The organism is Anaerotruncus massiliensis (ex Togo et al. 2026), assembly GCF_030825285.1.
Lineage (GTDB): Bacteria > Bacillota > Clostridia > Oscillospirales > Ruminococcaceae > Anaerotruncus > Anaerotruncus massiliensis.
Window position 1 is genome coordinate 1 of record NZ_JAPJQF010000052.1, and the last position, 18,457, is coordinate 18,457.

The 18,457-nt window shown below is 63.5% G+C and carries 19 protein-coding genes; 14 read left to right on the forward strand and 5 right to left on the reverse strand.

Features of this window, described 5'->3' with window-relative positions:
- Positions 1-799 precede the first annotated feature (799 nt).
- Positions 800-1,021: an HPr family phosphocarrier protein gene (locus tag RCI06_RS12055; RefSeq protein ID WP_207726263.1), complete on the reverse strand. Its 222-nt coding sequence runs from the start codon at positions 1,019-1,021 to the stop codon at positions 800-802.
- Between the two features lie 283 nt (positions 1,022-1,304).
- Here RCI06_RS12055 and hrcA point away from each other — a divergent pair, with 283 nt between their 5' ends.
- From hrcA to RCI06_RS12105, 10 genes are all read left to right on the forward strand, one after another.
- A complete protein-coding gene (hrcA, locus tag RCI06_RS12060) occupies positions 1,305-2,333 on the forward strand; it encodes a heat-inducible transcriptional repressor HrcA (protein WP_172439250.1) in 1,029 nt (342 codons plus the stop codon).
- 28 nt (positions 2,334-2,361) lie between these two features.
- Entirely contained in the window at positions 2,362-2,895 is a 534-nt protein-coding gene (gene grpE, locus RCI06_RS12065; protein WP_306576216.1) for a nucleotide exchange factor GrpE, read from the forward strand.
- Between the two features lie 95 nt (positions 2,896-2,990).
- Entirely contained in the window at positions 2,991-4,838 is a 1,848-nt protein-coding gene (gene dnaK / locus RCI06_RS12070) for a molecular chaperone DnaK (RefSeq protein WP_101551758.1), read from the forward strand.
- Between the two features lie 105 nt (positions 4,839-4,943).
- Positions 4,944-6,104, forward strand: coding sequence for a molecular chaperone DnaJ (dnaJ, locus tag RCI06_RS12075; protein WP_101551756.1), 1,161 nt, complete (start codon positions 4,944-4,946; stop codon positions 6,102-6,104).
- An 84-nt stretch (positions 6,105-6,188) separates the two neighbouring features.
- Complete coding sequence (prmA, locus tag RCI06_RS12080) at positions 6,189-7,109, forward strand: 50S ribosomal protein L11 methyltransferase (protein ID WP_306576217.1); 921 nt, start codon at positions 6,189-6,191, stop codon at positions 7,107-7,109.
- Positions 7,110-7,113: 4 nt separating this feature from the next.
- A complete protein-coding gene (locus RCI06_RS12085) occupies positions 7,114-7,839 on the forward strand; it encodes a 16S rRNA (uracil(1498)-N(3))-methyltransferase (RefSeq protein ID WP_306576218.1) in 726 nt (241 codons plus the stop codon).
- Positions 7,840-8,306: 467 nt separating this feature from the next.
- On the forward strand, positions 8,307-9,050 hold the full coding sequence (locus RCI06_RS12090; protein WP_306576219.1) for a M15 family metallopeptidase: 744 nt from the start codon (positions 8,307-8,309) through the stop codon (positions 9,048-9,050).
- Positions 9,040-9,591: a hypothetical protein gene (locus RCI06_RS12095; protein WP_306576220.1), complete on the forward strand. Its 552-nt coding sequence runs from the start codon at positions 9,040-9,042 to the stop codon at positions 9,589-9,591. Before RCI06_RS12090 ends, RCI06_RS12095 begins: the two co-directional genes overlap by 11 nt.
- Before the next feature lie 110 nt (positions 9,592-9,701).
- A complete protein-coding gene (locus RCI06_RS12100) occupies positions 9,702-11,030 on the forward strand; it encodes a glycosyltransferase 87 family protein (protein WP_306576221.1) in 1,329 nt (442 codons plus the stop codon).
- 53 nt (positions 11,031-11,083) lie between these two features.
- Positions 11,084-11,653, forward strand: a complete 570-nt coding sequence (locus RCI06_RS12105) for a zinc dependent phospholipase C family protein (RefSeq protein WP_101551744.1) — start codon at positions 11,084-11,086, stop codon at positions 11,651-11,653.
- 80 nt (positions 11,654-11,733) lie between these two features.
- Here RCI06_RS12105 and RCI06_RS12110 read toward each other — a convergent pair whose 3' ends face one another.
- On the reverse strand, positions 11,734-12,918 hold the full coding sequence (locus tag RCI06_RS12110; protein ID WP_306576222.1) for an amidohydrolase family protein: 1,185 nt from the start codon (positions 12,916-12,918) through the stop codon (positions 11,734-11,736).
- A gap of 404 nt (positions 12,919-13,322) precedes the next feature.
- Here RCI06_RS12110 and RCI06_RS12115 point away from each other — a divergent pair, with 404 nt between their 5' ends.
- The 4 genes from RCI06_RS12115 to RCI06_RS12130 all read left to right on the forward strand — a co-directional run bounded on the left by RCI06_RS12115 (position 13,323) and on the right by RCI06_RS12130 (position 16,134).
- Complete coding sequence (locus RCI06_RS12115) at positions 13,323-14,030, forward strand: DUF5058 family protein (protein ID WP_101551741.1); 708 nt, start codon at positions 13,323-13,325, stop codon at positions 14,028-14,030.
- A gap of 4 nt (positions 14,031-14,034) precedes the next feature.
- Entirely contained in the window at positions 14,035-14,739 is a 705-nt protein-coding gene (locus RCI06_RS12120; RefSeq protein WP_276873188.1) for a hypothetical protein, read from the forward strand.
- 67 nt (positions 14,740-14,806) lie between these two features.
- On the forward strand, positions 14,807-15,448 hold the full coding sequence (locus RCI06_RS12125) for a YitT family protein (protein WP_306576223.1): 642 nt from the start codon (positions 14,807-14,809) through the stop codon (positions 15,446-15,448).
- A gap of 104 nt (positions 15,449-15,552) precedes the next feature.
- Positions 15,553-16,134 (forward strand): TetR/AcrR family transcriptional regulator, encoded by a 582-nt coding sequence (locus RCI06_RS12130; RefSeq protein ID WP_256152919.1) that lies wholly within the window; start codon positions 15,553-15,555, stop codon positions 16,132-16,134.
- 136 nt (positions 16,135-16,270) lie between these two features.
- On the opposite strand, the gene RCI06_RS12135 is transcribed toward RCI06_RS12130, so the two are convergent.
- The 3 genes from RCI06_RS12135 to RCI06_RS12145 form a co-directional block, all read right to left on the reverse strand.
- Entirely contained in the window at positions 16,271-16,999 is a 729-nt protein-coding gene (locus RCI06_RS12135) for an amino acid ABC transporter ATP-binding protein (protein ID WP_101551733.1), read from the reverse strand.
- Entirely contained in the window at positions 16,980-17,645 is a 666-nt protein-coding gene (locus RCI06_RS12140; RefSeq protein WP_242970857.1) for an amino acid ABC transporter permease, read from the reverse strand. Before RCI06_RS12140 ends, RCI06_RS12135 begins: the two co-directional genes overlap by 20 nt.
- A 141-nt stretch (positions 17,646-17,786) precedes the next feature.
- A partial coding sequence (locus RCI06_RS12145) for a transporter substrate-binding domain-containing protein (RefSeq protein WP_306576224.1) occupies positions 17,787-18,457 on the reverse strand: 671 nt, incomplete at its 5' end.

Here is an 18,457-nt window from a genome sequence, read left to right on the forward strand (position 1 = left end):
CTCCCCACGGGTACACCAGCTGAAGGCTCAATTCAGGTTGCGGGCGCTCCCAACGGCCGTAGCCGGATAGCTCGGGAAAACCCACTCGGCGGAAAACAACGCCCGTACCGGGCGTTCGCGCGCTCTGCGCGCGTGCGCGGCGAAGCCGCGCAGTTTTCCGCCTCCCCGTGGGCGCTGCGCGCCACGCAAAAGCGGCCGTGCCTCCCCGGAAGCTCTTCCGGTACGGTTCCGGAGACTCGCCGGCAGAGGCATTGCGCCCGCGGCGCGGCGGCGGGCGGGATGCTGTACACCCGTCCGCTCATCCGTGAACCTGGCGCCGCCGACTTTGGCCGAAGGCCAACCGGAGGCGGCGCTGGGGTCGCAGGGATTTGGCCGCAGGCCATCCTGATAGAGAATCCGGCCCGCAGGGCCGGGTCCGCGAAGCGGACTCAAGCCGGGGCCGCGGGGCGGAGCGCCCGCGAGCGGCCGTCGCGCGTAGCGCGCTCCGGGCGCAGCCCGGGCAGGCCGCCCAAGCCCCCTGCGGTTTCTTTCCCCTATTTCTTGGGCGGCCAAGAAATAGGGCCGCCCGCCGGGGCGGGACCCGGTAGCTCCGCCGCTCGCCGAGCGACCACCGACAAACTGCGCCGCTCGATGAGCGGTAAACCTAAGGGGTCGCTGTCGGTCGACTACCGACAAGCTCCGCCACTCGGCGGCAAACAAATAGCGGCCGCCAAAGGCGGCCGCTTTATTGCGGGATGCATTGATCGGGCGGGGGTACGCGGGGAGGGCCGCCGGCCCTCGTCCGTGAGGCGGGGATACCTTAGACCGCCCACTTTTCGATCTGCTTGATGAAGTGGCTGTCCTCGGTGACGACCTTGACGGGCTTGTTGTAGTCGAGCGCCATCAGGCCGAGGATCGATTTCGCGTCCGCGATCTTGCCGTCGGTGGTGTGCACGCCGATGTCCTCGGACGACTGCATGGCAAGATACATGAACTGGCGGAGGTCCTCCGCGGAGTGAAGCATAACGTCTTTGATGATCATGATAAAACCTCCTTATGTTGTCGGTTGTGAAATGGTTGATTCTCTCTCTGTCCCTATTAAACTACAAAATGGAAGCAATGTCAATATGTACAATGAATTTTTTAAAGTTTGTACATAATTTACATAATTAGCATTCTCATATATAGAGTGCTAGAAATTCTGTAAACATTTCGTGAATTCCCTTGACTTTGCAGAAAAGTGTGGTACATTATAGTTGTTGGCACTCGTAAATAATGAGTGCTAAAGAGCCCTTCGCCGGGAACGGGAATGTGAGGTGGGAACGGTGAAGCTCGACATTCGAAAACTGAAGGTCCTGACGGCCATCGTCGAAACCTATATCGAGACGGGGGAGCCCGTCGGATCCAAGACGGTCGCCCGGAAGCTTGACTTCCAGGTGTCCTCCGCCACCATCCGCAACGATATGGCGGCGCTCTTCGACATGGGGCTGCTCGAACAGCCCCACACCTCGGCGGGGCGGGTGCCCTCCCATCTGGGCTACCGCATCTACGTCGACCAGCTCATGCACTGCCAGCCCCTCTCGGAGGAGGAGCAGCGCGAGATCGACGCGCTTTTCAACGTGCGCGACCCCGATCCCGACAGGCTCCTGGAGGACGCGGCCGAGGCCCTCGCCGACTACACCAAGTGCGCGACCGTCTCGACCACCATCACCCCCAAGACGGTGCAGGTCAAGCGGGTCGAGATCGTCCCTGCGGGCGCGCGGACCGTCGTCGTGCTGGTCATCGCGACCAACGGTGTCATCAAAAACAAGGTCTGCCGCGTCGACTTCGGGCTGACCACCGAGATCGTCGAATTCCTCAACCAGTTCTGTAACGGCCGCCTGGTCGGCAAATCGGTTTCGGACATCTCCCAGTGGTACATCAACTCGATCGCCGTGACCCTCGGCGACTACTCCACCCTCTTCGTCCCGGTGCTCGCCACCGTGTACGAGCTCTGCCGCGAGATCAACGAGGGGCAGTTTTACACCTCCGGCAGCGTCAACCTGCTGGGCTACAAGGAGTTCTCCGACATCGCCCGCGACCTGCTGCTGACGATGAACAACCGTGAACAGCTCCTCGGGGTGCTCGCCTCCAAAAGCGACGCGGTCTTTATCACGATCGGCAAGGAGAACCCCCAGAGCGAGCTGGCGGACACCTCGGTGGTCGTCACGCGCTACAAGATCGGCGAGCAGAATTCGGGCGCGATCGGCGTGATCGGGCCGGTGCGCATGGATTACGCGAAGATCATCCCGCACATCGAGTATTTCTCCAAAACGCTGGGAAAGCTCCTTGCGGAGACGTTTGAGCAGGAATAACAATAACAGAGATAGGTTGTGAGCAGATTTGGCAGAAGAGACGAAGGACACGGCCCCGCAGGCGGAGCCGCAGGAGCGGGAGGAGGCCTCCGCGCAGGAGGCGGAACAGACCGCTTCCGAAAAGAGCGAGGCCGAACTCCTCAGGGAGCAGGTCGATTCCCTGAACGACAAGCTGCTTCGCACGATGGCGGAATACGACAACTTCCGCAAGCGGAGCGTCCGGGAGAAGGAAGCGATCTACCCGCAGGCCACCGCCGCCGCGGTCGCGCAGTTTTTGCCGGTCGTGGACACGATCGAGCGGGCGCTCGCGGCGCCCTGCACCGACGCCGAATTCAAAAAGGGCGTCGAGATGATTCTGCAAAACTTTAAGGACGTTTTCGCCAAGCTCGGCGTCGAGGAGTTCGGCGCGGCGGGCGACGTCTTCAGCCCCGACTTCCACAACGCGGTCATGCACGTGGAGGACGAGGACGCCGAGGCGGGCGTCATCGTCGAGGTGTTCCAGAAGGGTTACAAGCTCGGGGACCGGATCATCCGGCACGCGATGGTCAAGGTCGCCAACTGACGGCGCAAATCAGGTTCAGACGATTCCGCGGGAGAGCCGCGAAACGATATCCCTTTCGTAAAAATTAAGTTTAATAGATCTGGAGGGCTTTTATCATGGGAAAAATCATCGGTATCGACTTAGGTACGACAAATAGCTGCGTGGCGGTCATGGAGGGCGGCGAACCCGTCGTCATCGCCAACGCGGAAGGCGCGCGCACGACCCCGTCGGTCGTCGCGTTCTCCAAGACGGGCGAGCGCATGGTGGGTCAGGTGGCCAAGCGCCAGGCGATCACCAACCCCGACCGCACGATCTCCTCGATCAAGCGGCATATGGGTTCCAGCTACAAGGTCACGATCGACAGCAAGAACTACACCCCGCAGGAGATTTCCGCGATGGTCCTGCAGAAGCTGCGCGACGACGCGGAAGCCTACCTCGGCGAAAAGGTCACCGAGGCGGTCATCACCGTGCCCGCCTACTTCTCCGACGCGCAGCGCCAGGCCACCAAGGACGCCGGACGCATCGCCGGCCTCGACGTCAAGCGGATCATCAACGAGCCGACGGCGGCCGCGCTGGCCTACGGCATCGATAAGGAGCAGGACCAGAAGGTCATGGTCTACGATCTCGGCGGCGGCACCTTCGACGTCTCGATCATCGAGATGGGCGACGGCGTCCAGGAGGTCCTCGCCACCAACGGCAACACCCGCCTGGGCGGCGACGACTTCGACGAGCGGATCATCAACTACCTGGCGGACGAGTTCAAGAAGGACTCCGGCATCGACCTGCGCGGCGACAAGATGGCCATGCAGCGCCTGAAAGAGGCCGCCGAGAAGGCGAAGATCGAGCTTTCCGGCATGACGCAGGCGAACATCAACCTGCCCTTCATCACCGCCGACGCGACCGGGCCGAAGCACCTCGACGTCACGCTGACCCGCGCGAAGTTCAACGAGATGACCGCCGACCTCGTCGAAAAGACGATGGAGCCGGTGCGCAAGGCGATGGCCGACTCGGGCCTCAAGGTCTCCGACCTCGACAAGGTGCTGCTCGTCGGCGGTTCCACCCGCATCCCCGCCGTGCAGGACGCGGTCAAGGCGTTCTGCGGCAAGGATCCCTTCAAGGGCATCAACCCGGACGAGTGCGTCGCGGTCGGCGCGGCCATCCAGGGCGGCGTGCTCGGCGGCGACGTGAAGGGGCTCCTGCTCCTCGACGTCACCCCGCTCTCCCTCGGCATTGAGACGCTCGGCGGGGTCTGCACCAAGATCATCGAGCGCAACACCACCATCCCGACCAAGAAGAGCCAGATCTTCTCCACCGCCGCCGACGGCCAGACCTCGGTCGAGGTCCATGTGCTCCAGGGCGAGCGCGAGATGGCCCGCGACAACAAGACGCTGGGCATGTTCCGGCTCGACGGCATCCCGGCCGCGCCGCGCGGCGTGCCGCAGATCGAGGTCACCTTCGACATCGACGCGAACGGCATCGTCCACGTCACCGCGAAGGACCTCGGCACCGGCAAGGAGCAGAACGTCACGATCACCGCGTCGACCAACATGTCCAAGGACGACATCGACAAGGCGGTCAAAGAGGCGGAGCAGTTCGCCGAGGAGGACAAGAAGCGCCGCGAGGAGATCGACGTGCGCAACGCCGCCGACCAGATGGTCTACCAGTCCGAAAAGGCGCTGACCGACCTGGGCGACAAGGTGTCCGCCGACGAGAAGAGCCGCGTCCAGCAGAAGATCGACGCCCTCAAAGAGGCGCTCAAGGGCACGAACGTCGACGACATCAAGCAGAAGCAGGAGGACTTGCAGAAGGATTTCTACGAGATGTCCTCCAAGATGTACCAGCAGGCGCAGCAGAGCGCCGGCCCCGAGGCGGGCGCGCAGCAGGATGACGGCGGCGCCTCCGCCGGCGGCGGGGACTATGTCGACGCCGACTACCGCGAGGTTGACGAGGACGACAAAAAATAATACAATGGAAAAAGTCTGCGGCAAGGCGGGGGGCGGGGCCTCTCGCCTTGCCGCGTGAAACAGCCGTTCCGGTGACATGGGAGCGGAAAGCAGAGGTGAGGGCAATTGGCTGATAAACGGGATTATTATGACGTACTGGGCGTCTCGAAGGACGCCTCCGCGGACGACCTCAAAAAGGCGTACCGCAAGCTCGCCAAACAGTACCATCCCGATATGAACCCGGGGGACAAGACCGCCGAGGCCAAATTCAAGGAGGTCAACGAGGCCTACGAGGTGCTCAGCGACTCCACCAAGCGCCAGCGGTACGACCAGTTCGGCCACGCGGGCGTCGACCCGAGCTACGGCGCGGGCGCCGGGGCGGGCGGCTTCGGAGGGGGCTTCGGCGGCTTCGACGTCGGGGACATCTTCGAGAGCTTCTTCGGCGGCGGATTTGGCGGATTCGGCGGCGGCTCCTCCCGGCCGCGCAACCCCAACGCCCCGATCCGCGGCAACGACATTAACGTGACGGTCGGCCTCTCCTTCATGGAGGCGGCCAAGGGCTGCAAGCAGCAGATCACGGTCCAGCGGCTTGAAAAATGCGAGACCTGCGGCGGCTCCGGCGCCAAAAAGGGCACCTCCCCCGAGACCTGCCCCGAGTGCGGCGGCACCGGTCAGGTGAAGGTCCAGCAGCGCACCCCCATCGGCGTCATCCAGACCACCCGCACCTGCACCAAGTGCTCGGGCAAGGGCAAGATCGTCAAGGAGCCGTGCGGCGACTGCCGCGGCATGGGCCGCGTGCGCCACACCCGCACGCTGGAGGTCTCCGTCCCCGCCGGCATCGACGACGGGCAGACCTTCGTGCTGCGCGGGCAGGGCGACGAGGGGCTCAACGGCGGGCCGTCCGGCGACGTGAACATCATGGTCACGCTGCGCCCGGACACCCTCTTCGAGCGCGACGGCTTCGACGTGTGGTGCGACATCCCGATCACCTTCACCCAGGCGGTGCTCGGGGACGAAATCGTCGTGCCCACCATCGACGGCAAGGTCAAGTACAACGTTCCCGAGGGCACCCAGTCGGGCACCGTCTTCCGCCTGCGCAACAAGGGCATCCCCTACGTGAACGGGCGCGGGCGCGGCGACCAGTACGTCAAGGTCAACATCGAGGTCCCGCGCAACCTGAACGCCAAGCAGAAGGACGCACTCAAAAAGTTCGAGGACCTGTCGAGCGACCGCAACTATGAAAAGCGGAAGAGCTTTTTTGACAAGCTCAAGGATGCGATGAAATAAGAATTGTTTACAAAACCGCCCTTTCTATGGGGGCGGTTTTGTTGTATAATTAAATATTAGCGTACTAGGACAAGGAGGAGCGGCATGCAGTACAGCGAAGTGAAACTGAAGGTGCCCGTCGAGCGCATCGAAACCGCCGAGGCGGTCGCCAACATGGTGGTGCCCTACGGCATCTATATCGAGGACTACAGCGACATCGAGGAGCTCGCCCCGCAGATCGCGCACGTCGACCTGATCGAGCAGGAGCTTCTGGAGCGCGACCGTACCCACGCGGTCATCCACCTCTACATCTCCCCCGGCGAGAGCCCGCTCGAGGCGGTCTCCTACCTGCGGGAGCGGCTGGAGGCGGAGGGGGTGCCCTTCTCGGTCGAGACGGACAAGGTAGACGAGGAGGACTGGGCCACTGCCTGGAAGAAATATTACTTCCCCACCAGGGTGGGGGAGCGGCTGGTCGTCTGCCCCTCGTGGGAGGACTACGCGCCGGCGCCCGGCGAGGTCGTGCTCACGATGGACCCCGGCATGGCGTTCGGCACCGGCACCCACGATACGACGCGGTTGTGCATGCAGCTGCTCGAAAAATACGCGGCGCCCGGCGTGAAGCTGCTTGACGTCGGCACCGGCAGCGGCATCCTCGCCGTGGCGGCGCTGCTGCTCGGCGCGGATTCGGCCGTCGGCGTGGACATCGACGAGGTGGCCGTGCGGGTCGCGAAGGAAAACGCCGCCGCCAACGGCGTCGGGGACCGGGCGGCCTTTTTGGCAGGCGACCTCGCGGACAGGGTGGACGGGCGGTTCGCGGTCGTGACCGCGAACATCGTCGCGGACATCATCCTGCGCCTCATCCCCGACCTCGGGCGGTTCCTCGAGCCGGGCGGCGTGTTCATCGCGTCGGGTATCATCGACACGCGGGAGGCGGACGTCGTGTCCGCCCTCGAGGGGGCGGGCTACCGCCTCGCCGACCGGCGCGAATCGGGCGGCTGGGTCGCGCTGGCCGCCGTGAGGGGGTAGCGGGATGCCCCGGTTTTTTACCGGCGAGGTGGATGGGCGGTCCGCTGTCATCACCGGCGAGGACGCGCGCCACATCGCGCTCTCCCTGCGTATGAAGCCCGGCGAGCCGCTCACCGTCTGCGACAGCGCCGGGCACGACTACCAGTGCGTCGTCGAGACGGTCGATCCCGGGCGGGTGGACCTGCGGGTGGAGGCGGTCGCCCCCTCCGCCGGGGAGCCGGGGGTGGAGATCACCCTCTATCAGGCGCTGCCCAAGGGGGATAAGCTCGAAATGATCGTGCAGAAGGCGGTCGAGCTCGGCGTCGGGCGGATCGTGCCCGTGCTGACCCGCCGGTGCGTCTCCCGCCCCGACGAAAAATCGATGAAAAAGAAGCTCGAACGCCTCAACCGCATCGCGCTCGAGGCCGCCAAGCAGTGCGGCCGCGGCCGGGTGCCGCCCGTCGAACCGCTTGTCGGCTTCGAGGAGGCGGTCGCGCGTATGAAGGAATCGCCGCTGGGCATCTTTTTTTATGAGAATGCCGACGAAAGCCTGAAAAGCGCGCTCTCCCGCCGGCTCGGCGGGGAGGTTTCGATTATGGTCGGAAGCGAGGGCGGCTTCGAGCCCTCCGAGGCGGCTTTCGCCGCCGGGAACGGCCTGCTCACCCTTTCGCTCGGCAGCCGCATCCTGCGCTGCGAGACCGCGCCCCTTTCCGCCATCACCGCCATCCTTTATGAGGCGGGGGATATTTGAGACGGACGCGGCAGATACTACCAGGGGAAACTTTTGAAAAAGTTTCCCCTGGACCCCTTCAAAACGTTGGGCTCAGGCGCGGCGCGGACAACCGCCGCAGGCGCCCCCCGTGAGACGTAGCCGGGGAACGGGCCTGCAACTTTTGGAAAAGTTTCCCCCTGGACCCCTTCAAAACGTTGGATTCAGGCGCGGCGCGGACAACCGCCGCAGGCGCGCCCCGTGAGACGCAGCCGGGGCACGGGCCTGCAACCTTTGAAAAAGGTTCCCCCGGACCCCTTCAAAATGTTGGGCTCAGGCGCGGCGCGGACAACCGCCACAGGCGCGCTCCGTGAGGTGTGCGAAAGACGCGGGCGGAGATATCTAGAACAATTCTTCCTGCGCCCCGTCCAAACGTTGAGTTCGGGCGGGGAACGGGTGCCCGCCGCGGGACGGCGCCGGAACATACGAACAGGCATGGGAGGCATAGAATGAAACGATTATGGAAAGCCGGGACGGCGCTTTTACTGGCGGCGCTGCTGATTTTGAGCGGCTGCACCGCGCGCGCTCCCGCGCCGGAAGAGAGCGTTTCATCCGCTCCGGAAGAGGAGGGCGCCATGCCGGAACCCACGATGCTCCCCCGCGAAGAGGCGGGCGAATTGGAGAACCTGCTGCTTGTGAACGCGGAAAACCCCGTCCCGGACGACTACACGCCCGAACTCTATCCGGTGAGCGGAGCTTACCAGATGGATGCGGATGCGGCGGGCTCGATGCTGTGGATGCTCTACGACGCGGCCGCGCAGGGGGTCGACCTGATGGTCGTCTCCGCCTACCGGGGGACCGAGCGCCAGCGGCAGAATTTCAACAACAAGGTGCAGGAGTATATCTCGCTGGGCCTGAGCGAGGAGGAGGCGGTCGAGGTGACCTCCCAGTGGATCGCCCCTCCCGGCACGAGCGAGCATGAGACGGGGCTGGCGGCCGACATCGTGACCCCCGGTTACCAGATGCTCAACCACGGCTTTGCCGAAACGCAGGCCGCCAAATGGCTCGCGGCGCACGCGCCCGAGTACGGGTTCATCCTGCGTTACCCGGAGGACAAGACGGAGATCACCGGGATCACCTACGAGCCGTGGCATTTCCGGTATGTTGGAAAGCGCGCGGCGCGGGAGATCACTGAACGCGGCGTCTCGCTGGAGGAATATCTCGGAGTGGCGGGGGAGACGTATGCTGAGTAAGGAGAAGGTCGCGCACAGGCTGTCCCGCATGCTGGACGGCGGGCGGAGCCGCGCCGCGGCCGCGGCGGTGGCTTTCGCGGCGCTGGCCGCCGTCGTGGCCGCGGGGATGCTGCTCGCCTCCCGCGCGGCGGATATGCGCGGGGAGCTCATGCGCAGCAGCCTCGTCGCGGCGATCGCAACGCCCGGCGAGGAGGGGCGGCTTTCGCAGATTCTGAGCGATCCGGTGAAATCCGAGCTGCTCATGAAGTATATCAATTCGATGGCGGGGGTCGTGACCAACATGGAGGTCTCCCCGCGCCGGCACCTCTCCCAGTTTTCCGCGCTGCTAGACGCGGCGGAGGACGCGGGCGCGACGATTTTGGATTTCGACTGCGACGCGGGCGGACGGGTGCTGACCATCTCCTGCACGGCCCCGGACGGGAAATCCGCCGGGACGTTCGCACAGCTGTTGCGGGAAAACGGATATTTTTCGCGGGTGGAACGCAAGGAACTGTCCGCAGGGGATGAGCAAAACTTCCTAATTGACGGCTATTTTTCGTAGAAAATTTATACAAAACGACGGAAATGTGGAAAGTTTACAAAATTTTCACACCTTCAACAGACAGTTTTGGCGCGATATGATAAAATTTTGATTGCAATGGAAGTAAACTGATGGATGAAAAAAGACTGGGCGCTTCCTTTTGTCCCTCACCCGGGCAGATTCGCTGGTTTTTGACCGTGCTGGTGGCGTTCGCCGCGCTGGTGCGGCTGATGGTCGCCTATATCACCGTGCACTATTTCGACCTGAGCTTCTATGTGGACTGGTCGACCGGAGTGGCAAACGACTTCTTCGGCGCTTATAACAATATAGGGAACCTTGACTATCCGCCCCTTTTTCTCTTCCCCCTCTTCCTGACGGGGAAGCTGCTCGGGATCGGCGCGGTGCGCGCCTTCGACCCCTATATGATGCTCGCCCTCAAGGGGTGGCAGGTGCTGTTCGACCTCGCGTGCATCCCGCTCCTCTACCGCGTGCTGCGGCGGGAGGGGCAGCTCGTGGGGCTGGCCGGCGCCGCGATCTGGGCAGTCAATCCCGCCGGGATCCTCAACTCCTCCTACTGGGGGCAGACGGACAGCATCATGATCTTTTTGGTGGTGCTCGCCTTCCTGCTGCTCGAGGAGGGAAGGCCCGTCTGGTCGGGCGCCGTCATGGCGCTGGCCTGCCTGATGAAGTTCCAGTCCCTTTACTTCGCGCCCGTCTACGCGGTCGCGCTGCTCACCTCCTATCCGCCCAGACGGATTTTCCAGACCGTGGCGGCGGGAGCGGGCACGGTGCTCGCGGTCTTCCTGCCCTTCATGGCGCGTTCGGGCTGGGCGCTGCCGCTGGAGATCTACTTCGGCGGCTTCGGCCAGTACCAGGGGGCCAGCCTCAACGCCTTCAACTTCTATTCGTCGGCGGGGCTCAATTACAAGCATTTCAGCACGAAAATCCTCGGTCTGATCCAGGCGGACCACCTTTCGACCCTGCTTTTGGCCGCGGCTCTGGCGCTGCTTGTGGCCGTGTGGTTCACGGCCACCGAAAAGAGCGTCTGGCTGATGGGGTTCCTCTTCATGCAGACCGTCTTCATGTTCACGACCCGTATGCACGAGCGTTACCAGATCCCCGTGCTCGTGATGGCGCTCATCGCGGCGGCGCGGCACCGCAGCCGCGGGATGTTCGCCTCGTTCGGGGCGCTGGCGGTCATGGTGTTCCTCAACCAGTTCCTGGTATTGCAGCAGATTTTCGCGGCCGACAAGCAGGCCGGGTGGATCGCCCACTACGACACGGTCGTCGTCGCGCTCTCCCATGTGAACCTGCTGCTCTACTTCGCGACGGCCTGGGTTGCGCTGCGCGTCTGTTACCGGCGCGGCCATTACGGCTTCGCGCGCTCCTTCCGGGCGATGCTGCCCGAACGGTGGCGCGGGTCGCCGCCAGGACCAAACCCGCAGCGCGGCGCGCCTTGACGCCTTGCAGATAAAGGGCCCCCGGGCCCAATAATCAGAAAGCGGTGTTTCCAATGAACCTATTTTCGCACATCACGATGGGCAGGTACCTCTATACCTACTTCACTGAAAATCTCGGCGTGGAGCTCGACAAGGGGAGCTTTGTGAGGTGGAACGTCCTGCCCGATATTGCGCCGAGCCTGCTCAAGCTCTCGCATTTTAAAAAGGACATTTACGACCTTGTGATGGCGCGCGCGGAACACCTGTCAAAGGAAGGCGACAACATGTCGGTGGAGGAATACAGCAAGCAGCTGGGCATCCTCTGCCACTTCATGTCCGACTTCTTCTGCTACGCCCATTCCGAATCGTTCGACGGCAGCAAGGCCGGCCACTTCAAATATGAAGTCCTCATGCAGTTCTACGGCTACCGACGCCGCAGCATGCTGCACGCGGTCGACCTCATCTCCAACGCGGCGGAAATCGACCACAGCACCGCGCTCTACGAGCAGATCAACGAGCTGCACGAGCAGTACTCCCAGCTCGCCCCCTCCTACGGCGTGGATTTTGTCTTTTCGCTGACCGCCTGTGTGGACCTGCTGATGGGGATGCTCGGCGCGAAAACGCCGGCGATTGCCGCGGCGTGAGCCCGGCGCGGAAATAACGTGATGAAAGGGCCCCGGTGCGTAAGCACCGGGGCCCTTTTTTGCCGTTCCCGGGGAACTCCTCAGCCGACGTGGACGCCGCCCTTGAAGACGTGCGCGCGGGGCTTGCCCATGACGGAGATGTCCTCGTCCGGGTTGCCGTCGATCACCACGAGGTCGGCGTATTTGCCGATCTTGACCGAGCCGGTCATGTCAGCCGCGCCGGCGATCTCCGCGCTGTTGATCGTGGCCTGGCGCAGCAGGTCGATGTTGGAGATGCCGATCAGGTCGCGGCGGACCAGAAATTCCTGCGCGGGGTTCTCCACGTAGGAGCCCATGTCCAGGTCGGTGCCCCAGCCGAACTTGAGCCCCGCCTTGTAGGCGGTCCGCAGGCTCTGCTGGAGCAGGGGGAGGTAGGTCTTGGCCTTGAGGGCACGCCAGTCGTTCGAGTCGGCCTTGCTCAGGTCGATGAGGAACTGGAAGATGCCGATCGTCGGGACGAGGAAGGTGTCCTTCGAGCCGACGAGCATGTCGACGCCCTCCTCGTCGATGAGGGTGGCGTGCTCAATCGTGTGCACGCCCACGCGGATGCTCATTTTGATGCCCTCGGTGCCGTGGCAGTGGACGGCCACGTATTTGTCGCGGGCCGCCGCGGTGTCGACCACCGTGCGCAGCTCCTCCTCCGTCGTGATCAGGTTGCCCGGCACGCTGCCCTCGTTGAGGAAGGCGCCCGACACCATGTATTTGACGAAGTCGCACCCGTGCGCGATCTCCTCGCGCACCGCGCCGATGACCGCCTCGCGCCCGTCCGCCTCGTTGTACATGAGGCTGAAGGCGTCGTTGCCCGCGTCCTTGGGGGAGATCATCAGCCCCGCGCTGTAGATGCGCGGGCCGGTGATCTGGCCCTTCTGCACCGCGTTGCGCACGGCGATGGCGCAGCGGCTGTTGCTGCCCATGTCGCGCACGGTGGTGTAGCCGAGCTTCAGATAGGTATTGGCGTATTCGCAGGTGTCGAAGCAGGAGGTGCCGAAATCCTTGAGCTGGTTCTCCATCAGGTTGCCCGAGAGGGAGTGCAGGTGGGTGTGCAGGTCGAAGAGGCCGGGCAGAACGGTTTTGCCCGCCATGTCGAGGACGGGCGCGTCCTCGTAGCTCCCGCCCGCCGGGCGGATGTCCGCGATGAGCTCCCCGTCGAGGACGAGGTCGGCGGCGGGCAGGTCGTATCCTTCGGTAAGCGCCGGGATCAGGCGGCAGTTTTTCAGTACCAGCATGAGAATCCTTCTTTCTGTTTGCGTTGTGCACCGGCGGGAAAACAAAAAAAGCCCAAACGGAATACGCATCGGCCGCTCGGCCCATGCGGAGAATTCCTGTCCGGCTTTGTTGTTCGGCTGCCCCTGGGGGCTGTTGATGTCCATTATAGGAACCCCGGGCGCAAAAGTCAAGGCGGGGAATGAATTTTCCGGAAAAACGCGGCGGGCTCTTGACAAATCGCTTTAAATTCGCTATGATTTAATACGTTAAAGCAAAAACAAACTATAGTCTGTACCGATAACGGGGGACGGTTTGATTTTGTTGTTCGGCAATCAGTAAGGGGGCGGTGGAACCGGCGGCCGGCCACAGAAAAAGCGGCCGCCAGAGGTGTTTTTCGGATCAAAAGAATTGAGGAGCGGTAAAAATGAGCGATTATCTGTCGATAGCAAACAGCCCGATCATGTGGCTATCCTGCTTCCCGCTGGTGCTGCTGGTGCTCTGCCAGGCGGTTCTGTATACCCGCCGGGCGTTCGCCACCGCCGTCAAGATGGGAATCTCCAAGAGCGACTGCGTCAAGGCCTTCCGCGCCGGGATGATCTCGGCCATCGGGCCGTCCGTCGCGGTCTTCATCATGATGGTGGGACTCATGTCCGCCGTCGGGTCGCCCGTTTCGTGGATGCGGCTTTCCGTCATGGGCGCCGCCGCGGGCGAAATGATCAACGCCGGCCTCGGCGCGCAGGCCGTGGGCAGCGCGCTGGGCGCCGCCGACTTCGGCATCCGCGCCTACGCCGCCGCCCTGTGGGGGATGAGCCTCTTCTCGGTGGCCTGGATCGTCGTGCTGGTCTTTATCCCGCAGATGAACAAGGTGCAGGTCAAGGTCGAAAAATACGACAAAAACCTCATGACCCTGATCAGCACGGCCAGCATGCTGGGCATCATGTCCTACATGACGATGGAAAACTGCCTGACCGGGCTGCCGATGATTGTCGCCTGCGTGAGCGCGTCGCTCTGCATGGTGGGGCTCTCCAGGACGGTGAAAAAGCTGCCCTGGCTGCGGGAGTACCACATGGGCATCGCCATGATCGTGGGCATCGTCTGCGCGCCGGTCTGCGCCTGGCTGATTGGAGGTTGAGGAGATGAAAAGTGCAGTGACTGAATCGAATTTCAAGGGCATGTCGGACGAACAGTTCACAAGGGAGTTCGGAAAGCCCTCCATCCGCATCGGGAGCATCACGCTGATCATCGGGTTCGTGCTGGCGTTCGTGCCCGCGTTCACCCTCTGGCTGGTGTACGGCGTCGTGCCCACCCCCGCCGAGATCGCGATCATCTTTACGCTCGTCGTCTCCTCCGGGTTCGCCTGGATGGTGGTCGAGCCGATCTCCTACTACGGCGTGCTCGGCGCGGCGGGCAGCTACATGGCCTTTTTGAGCGGCAACATCAGCAACATGCGCCTGCCCTGCGCGATGGTCGCGCAGGAGGTCACCGGCGTGAAGCCGGGCACCAAGGAGGGCGAGCTCATGGCGACGATCGGCATTGCGGGCTCGATCGTCACCAACCTGATCTTCGTCACCCTCGGCGCGATCGGCGGGACCCTGCTGCTCGGCGCGCTGCCCGCGTCGGTCAAGGACGCATTCAAATACGTGCCCGCCTCGATCTTCGCGATCATGTTCACCAACTTCATGCTCAAGCGCCCCGACCTGGGCGCCTTCGGCGTCATCTCCGCGCTGCTCATCCTGACGGTGGGATCGATGTTCATCCCGCTGCCGCTGCAGATGCTGCTGAACGTCGTGCTGGTGGTCGCCGTCGGCATCCTGATCTACAGGAAGAAGAAAAAGATCTGAACCTCCCGCGCGTATCAGAACGTCCGGGGAGAGGGAGGCTGACAACATCAATATCACGGTAAAATCCATGTCCAAACTGCTGGTGGGACTGCTGCTCTACGCGGTGGGCATCGTCGTGTTCGCGCAGTCGGGCATCGGCATGGCCCCGTGGGACGTCCTGAGCGACGGCCTCTCCCACACGCTGGGCATCTCGCTGGGGGCCGCGGTGCTGGGCGTCTCGGTCGTGCTGCTGGCGGTCAACTGGCGGATGGGTATCCGCATCGGGCTGGGGAACATCCTCGACCTGGTCATCACCGGCCCGATCGTCGACGTCATCCAGGCGCATCATCTGATCCCCGCGGCCCAAAACCTTTCGCAGAAGCTGCTGATGGTGGCCTGCGGGCTCATGGTGCTCAACGTCGCTACCTACTTCTATGTGGGGGCGGGGCTGGGAGCCGGTCCCCGCGAGGGGCTCATGATCGGCATCGTCCGCCGGACGGGCTGGTCAGTACGGTTCACCAAGAGCGGGCTCGAGCTCTCAGCCATTTTGGCGGGTACCCTGCTCGGCGGGCGGTTCGGCGTCGCCACCGTCATCGTGGCGCTCGTCACCGGGCCGCTCATGAACCTCACCTTCGACCTCGTCCGCTTCGACATCAAGTCGGTGCCGCAGGTCTACCTCGACGACCAGCTGCGCATCCTGCGGGAGCGCGGGGCCTGCCGCAGGAAATAGCGATCCGCCGCGCGCCCCCTCGGGGGCGCGCGCTTTTGAGCCGGGGCCCCTTGCGCGCGGGCGGCGGTTGGTATAAAATGAAACCAGACGGGGAGGGAAGGCCGATGGCAAAGACGGAAGTCCGGGAACGCATCGCGGAGGCCGCGTGGCGGCTCTTCGACGAGAAGGGCTATGAAAACGTGTCGGTCGACGAGATCATCGCCGCGACCGGCACCTCCAAGGGCGCGTTCTACCACTATTTTTCCGCGAAGGACGAGCTGCTTTCGGCGCTGCCCGACAAGTTCGACAACGACTACGACGCGTGGGCGGCCCAGTGCCCGCCCGGTATGCCGAGCGCCGACCGCATCGTGGCGCTCTGCCGGTTCGTCTGCAAGAACATGGAGCTCAAGCTCAGCCGCCAGATCATCACCGAGATCTATTCCACCCAGCTCGTGACGCGGGGGCCGAAGTTTTTGACGAGTGAAAGCCGCCGGTACGTCAAGCTGCTCAACCAGTATGTCCACGAGGGGCAGGAGCGGGGGGAGATCACCGGCGCGATCGCCTGCACCGAGCTTTCCCAGATGCTCGACATCCAGCTGCGCGGGCTCATCTACGACTGGTGCCTGCGGGACGGCGCCTACAGCATGGAGGCGATGTGCGACAAGCTCATCGGCGCCTTCATGAGGGCGATGCGCCCCGGGGAATAGCGGGAAAAACAGGAGGGACCGGTACCCGTTGGGTACCGGTCCCGTTTTTTTCCTGGGAAAAGAACCAAAAAGCGCTTCTCAGGATCCAGCCGCCGCCTTTGAAACGGCGGGCAAAACTTTTGGAGAGCGGCGGAAGCTACAGGACCTTGTTGAGGAAATCGATCGTGCGCTGCTCGCGCGGATGGCCGAAGATCTCCTCGGGGGTGCCCTGCTCGACGATCACGCCGCCGTCCATGAAGATCACCCGGTCGGCGACCTCGCGGGCAAAGCCCATCTCGTGGGTGACGACCACCATCGTCATGCCCGCGTCGGCCAGCTGGCGCATGACCGCGAGCACCTCGCCGACCATCTCGGGGTCGAGCGCGGAGGTCGGCTCGTCGAAGAGCATGATGTCCGGGTCCATCGCCAGCGCGCGGGCGATGGCCACCCGCTGCTGCTGCCCGCCCGAAAGCTGCGCCGGGTAGGCGTCCGCCTTGTCCGCGAGGCCCACCCGCTCGAGCAGCTCGCGCGCCTTCTTTTCCGCGGCGGGCTTGTCGAGCTTTTTCCGGTCGAGCGGGGCCATCGTGATGTTCCCGGTCACCGTCAGGTGGGGGAAGAGGTTGAACTGCTGGAACACCATGCCGATGTTTTCACGGATTTTGTTGAGGTCGGTCTTGCCGTCGGTGAGGAGGTATCCGTCCACCTCGACCTCTCCGCCCGTGGGCGTCTCGAGGAAGTTGAGGCAGCGCAGGAAGGTCGATTTGCCGGAGCCGGACGGCCCGATCATGCAGACGACCTCCCCCTCGCGCACCTCGAGGTCGATGCCCCGGAGCACCTCCAGCGAGCCGAAGTCCTTGCGGAGGCCCTTAACCCTTACCTTTGCCATTGTGGAGCCTCCTTTCGATCCGCTTGGAAATCTTGGACAGAATGAAGATGATGATGAAGTAGATCACCGCCACGGTCGCCCACACCTCGAAGGAGCGGAAGGTCCGCGCCACGATCAGGCTGCCGCTCTGCATGAGCTCGGGCAGGCCGATCGCGTAGAGGATCGAGGTGTCCTTGAGGGTGATGATGAACTGGTTGACCATCGAGGGGATGACGATCCGCACCGCCTGGGGCAGGATGACCTTGCGCATCGCGCGCCCATAGGGGAGCCCGAGGCTACGCGCGGCCTCCATCTGGCCGACGTTCACCGCCTGGATGCCGCCGCGGAAGATTTCCGACAGGTAGGCTCCCGCGTTGAGGGAGAGGGTGATGACGCCCGCCTGCACGGCGGTGAGGCGGATGCCCAGGCCGTTCGGCACGCCGAAATAGATGAAGAAGGAGAGCACCATGACCGGCACGCCCCGCATGACGTCGATATAAATCTGGGAAATCCACTGGAGCGGCTTTTTACCGGAGATCTGCAAAAGGCAGCAGAACAGGCCGAGCAGGGTGGCGATCAGCAGGGAGATGACCGTCACCTGCACGGTGCCGCCCAGCCCCTTGACCAGCATGGGGAACGACTCTTCCAACAGTTTCAGATAGCGCACGGCGATCGTCCTTTCATGGCAAGTGTGGACACGGCGTTTCGGCTCATCCTCCGCGCCGCGGGAGATCAGCCGGACCGCCGGGAAAACGCGGCTGTGCGGCGGGGCAAGCCCTGCCCCGCCGCACGGATGCGCGCCGAATGGTTACTTTTTGATATAGGTGTCGAGGATCTCCTGGTATTTGCCGCTGTCGCGCAGGTTCTGGAGGCCCGCGTCGAACATCTCGATCAGCTCGGGGTTCTGGCCCTTGTTGACCGCGAAGCCGTAGGAATTGCCGCGCTCCATCTCGGTGACGATCTTGAGCCCGATGTCCTGCGAGATCGCGTAGCCGAGAACCGGGTAGTCCTCGAAGCAGGCGGCCGAGTTGCCCGCCTTGACGTCCTCGTACATGTTGGAGGAGTCGGCGAAGTAGGTCACGGTGAAGCCGTATTCATCCATGATGCTCTCGGCGAAGGCCGCGCCCTCGGTGCCCTTCTTGATGGCGACGTTTTTGCCCGCCAGGTCGGCGTAGCCCTTGATCTCCCCGTTGTCCGCCTTGATGCCCATCACGACGCCCGAATCAAAGTAGGGCTCGGAGAAGTCGAAGATCTCCCTGCGGGCGTCGGTGATGCTCATGCCGGCGATCATGCCGTCCGACTGGCCCGACTGCACCGACTGGAGCGACGCGTCGAAGCCGAGCACCTGGATCTCATACTGGAAGCCCTGGTCCTCCGCGATGGCCTTCAGCAGATCCATGTCGATGCCGACGAAGTTGCCCTGCGCGTCCTGGAACTCGAACGGCGCGAAGGTCGTGTCGGTGGCGATGAGGTAGGTCT

What these genes read in the sequence shown, in the direction of transcription:
- dnaK (WP_101551758.1), top strand. Translation starts at nt 2,991, where the DNA reads ATGGGAAAAATCATCGGTATCGACTTAGGTACGACAAATAGCTGCGTG.
- RCI06_RS12100 (WP_306576221.1), top strand. Translation starts at nt 9,702, where the DNA reads ATGGATGAAAAAAGACTGGGCGCTTCCTTTTGTCCCTCACCCGGGCAG.
- RCI06_RS12090 (WP_306576219.1), top strand. Translation starts at nt 8,307, where the DNA reads ATGAAACGATTATGGAAAGCCGGGACGGCGCTTTTACTGGCGGCGCTG.
- RCI06_RS12095 (WP_306576220.1), top strand. Translation starts at nt 9,040, where the DNA reads ATGCTGAGTAAGGAGAAGGTCGCGCACAGGCTGTCCCGCATGCTGGAC.
- prmA (WP_306576217.1), top strand. Translation starts at nt 6,189, where the DNA reads ATGCAGTACAGCGAAGTGAAACTGAAGGTGCCCGTCGAGCGCATCGAA.
- RCI06_RS12055 (WP_207726263.1), bottom strand. Translation starts at nt 1,021, where the DNA reads ATGATCATCAAAGACGTTATGCTTCACTCCGCGGAGGACCTCCGCCAG.
- RCI06_RS12130 (WP_256152919.1), top strand. Translation starts at nt 15,553, where the DNA reads ATGGCAAAGACGGAAGTCCGGGAACGCATCGCGGAGGCCGCGTGGCGG.
- RCI06_RS12115 (WP_101551741.1), top strand. Translation starts at nt 13,323, where the DNA reads ATGAGCGATTATCTGTCGATAGCAAACAGCCCGATCATGTGGCTATCC.
- RCI06_RS12110 (WP_306576222.1), bottom strand. Translation starts at nt 12,918, where the DNA reads ATGCTGGTACTGAAAAACTGCCGCCTGATCCCGGCGCTTACCGAAGGA.
- RCI06_RS12120 (WP_276873188.1), top strand. Translation starts at nt 14,035, where the DNA reads ATGAAAAGTGCAGTGACTGAATCGAATTTCAAGGGCATGTCGGACGAA.
- RCI06_RS12135 (WP_101551733.1), bottom strand. Translation starts at nt 16,999, where the DNA reads ATGGCAAAGGTAAGGGTTAAGGGCCTCCGCAAGGACTTCGGCTCGCTG.
- RCI06_RS12085 (WP_306576218.1), top strand. Translation starts at nt 7,114, where the DNA reads ATGCCCCGGTTTTTTACCGGCGAGGTGGATGGGCGGTCCGCTGTCATC.
- RCI06_RS12105 (WP_101551744.1), top strand. Translation starts at nt 11,084, where the DNA reads ATGAACCTATTTTCGCACATCACGATGGGCAGGTACCTCTATACCTAC.
- RCI06_RS12125 (WP_306576223.1), top strand. Translation starts at nt 14,807, where the DNA reads ATGTCCAAACTGCTGGTGGGACTGCTGCTCTACGCGGTGGGCATCGTC.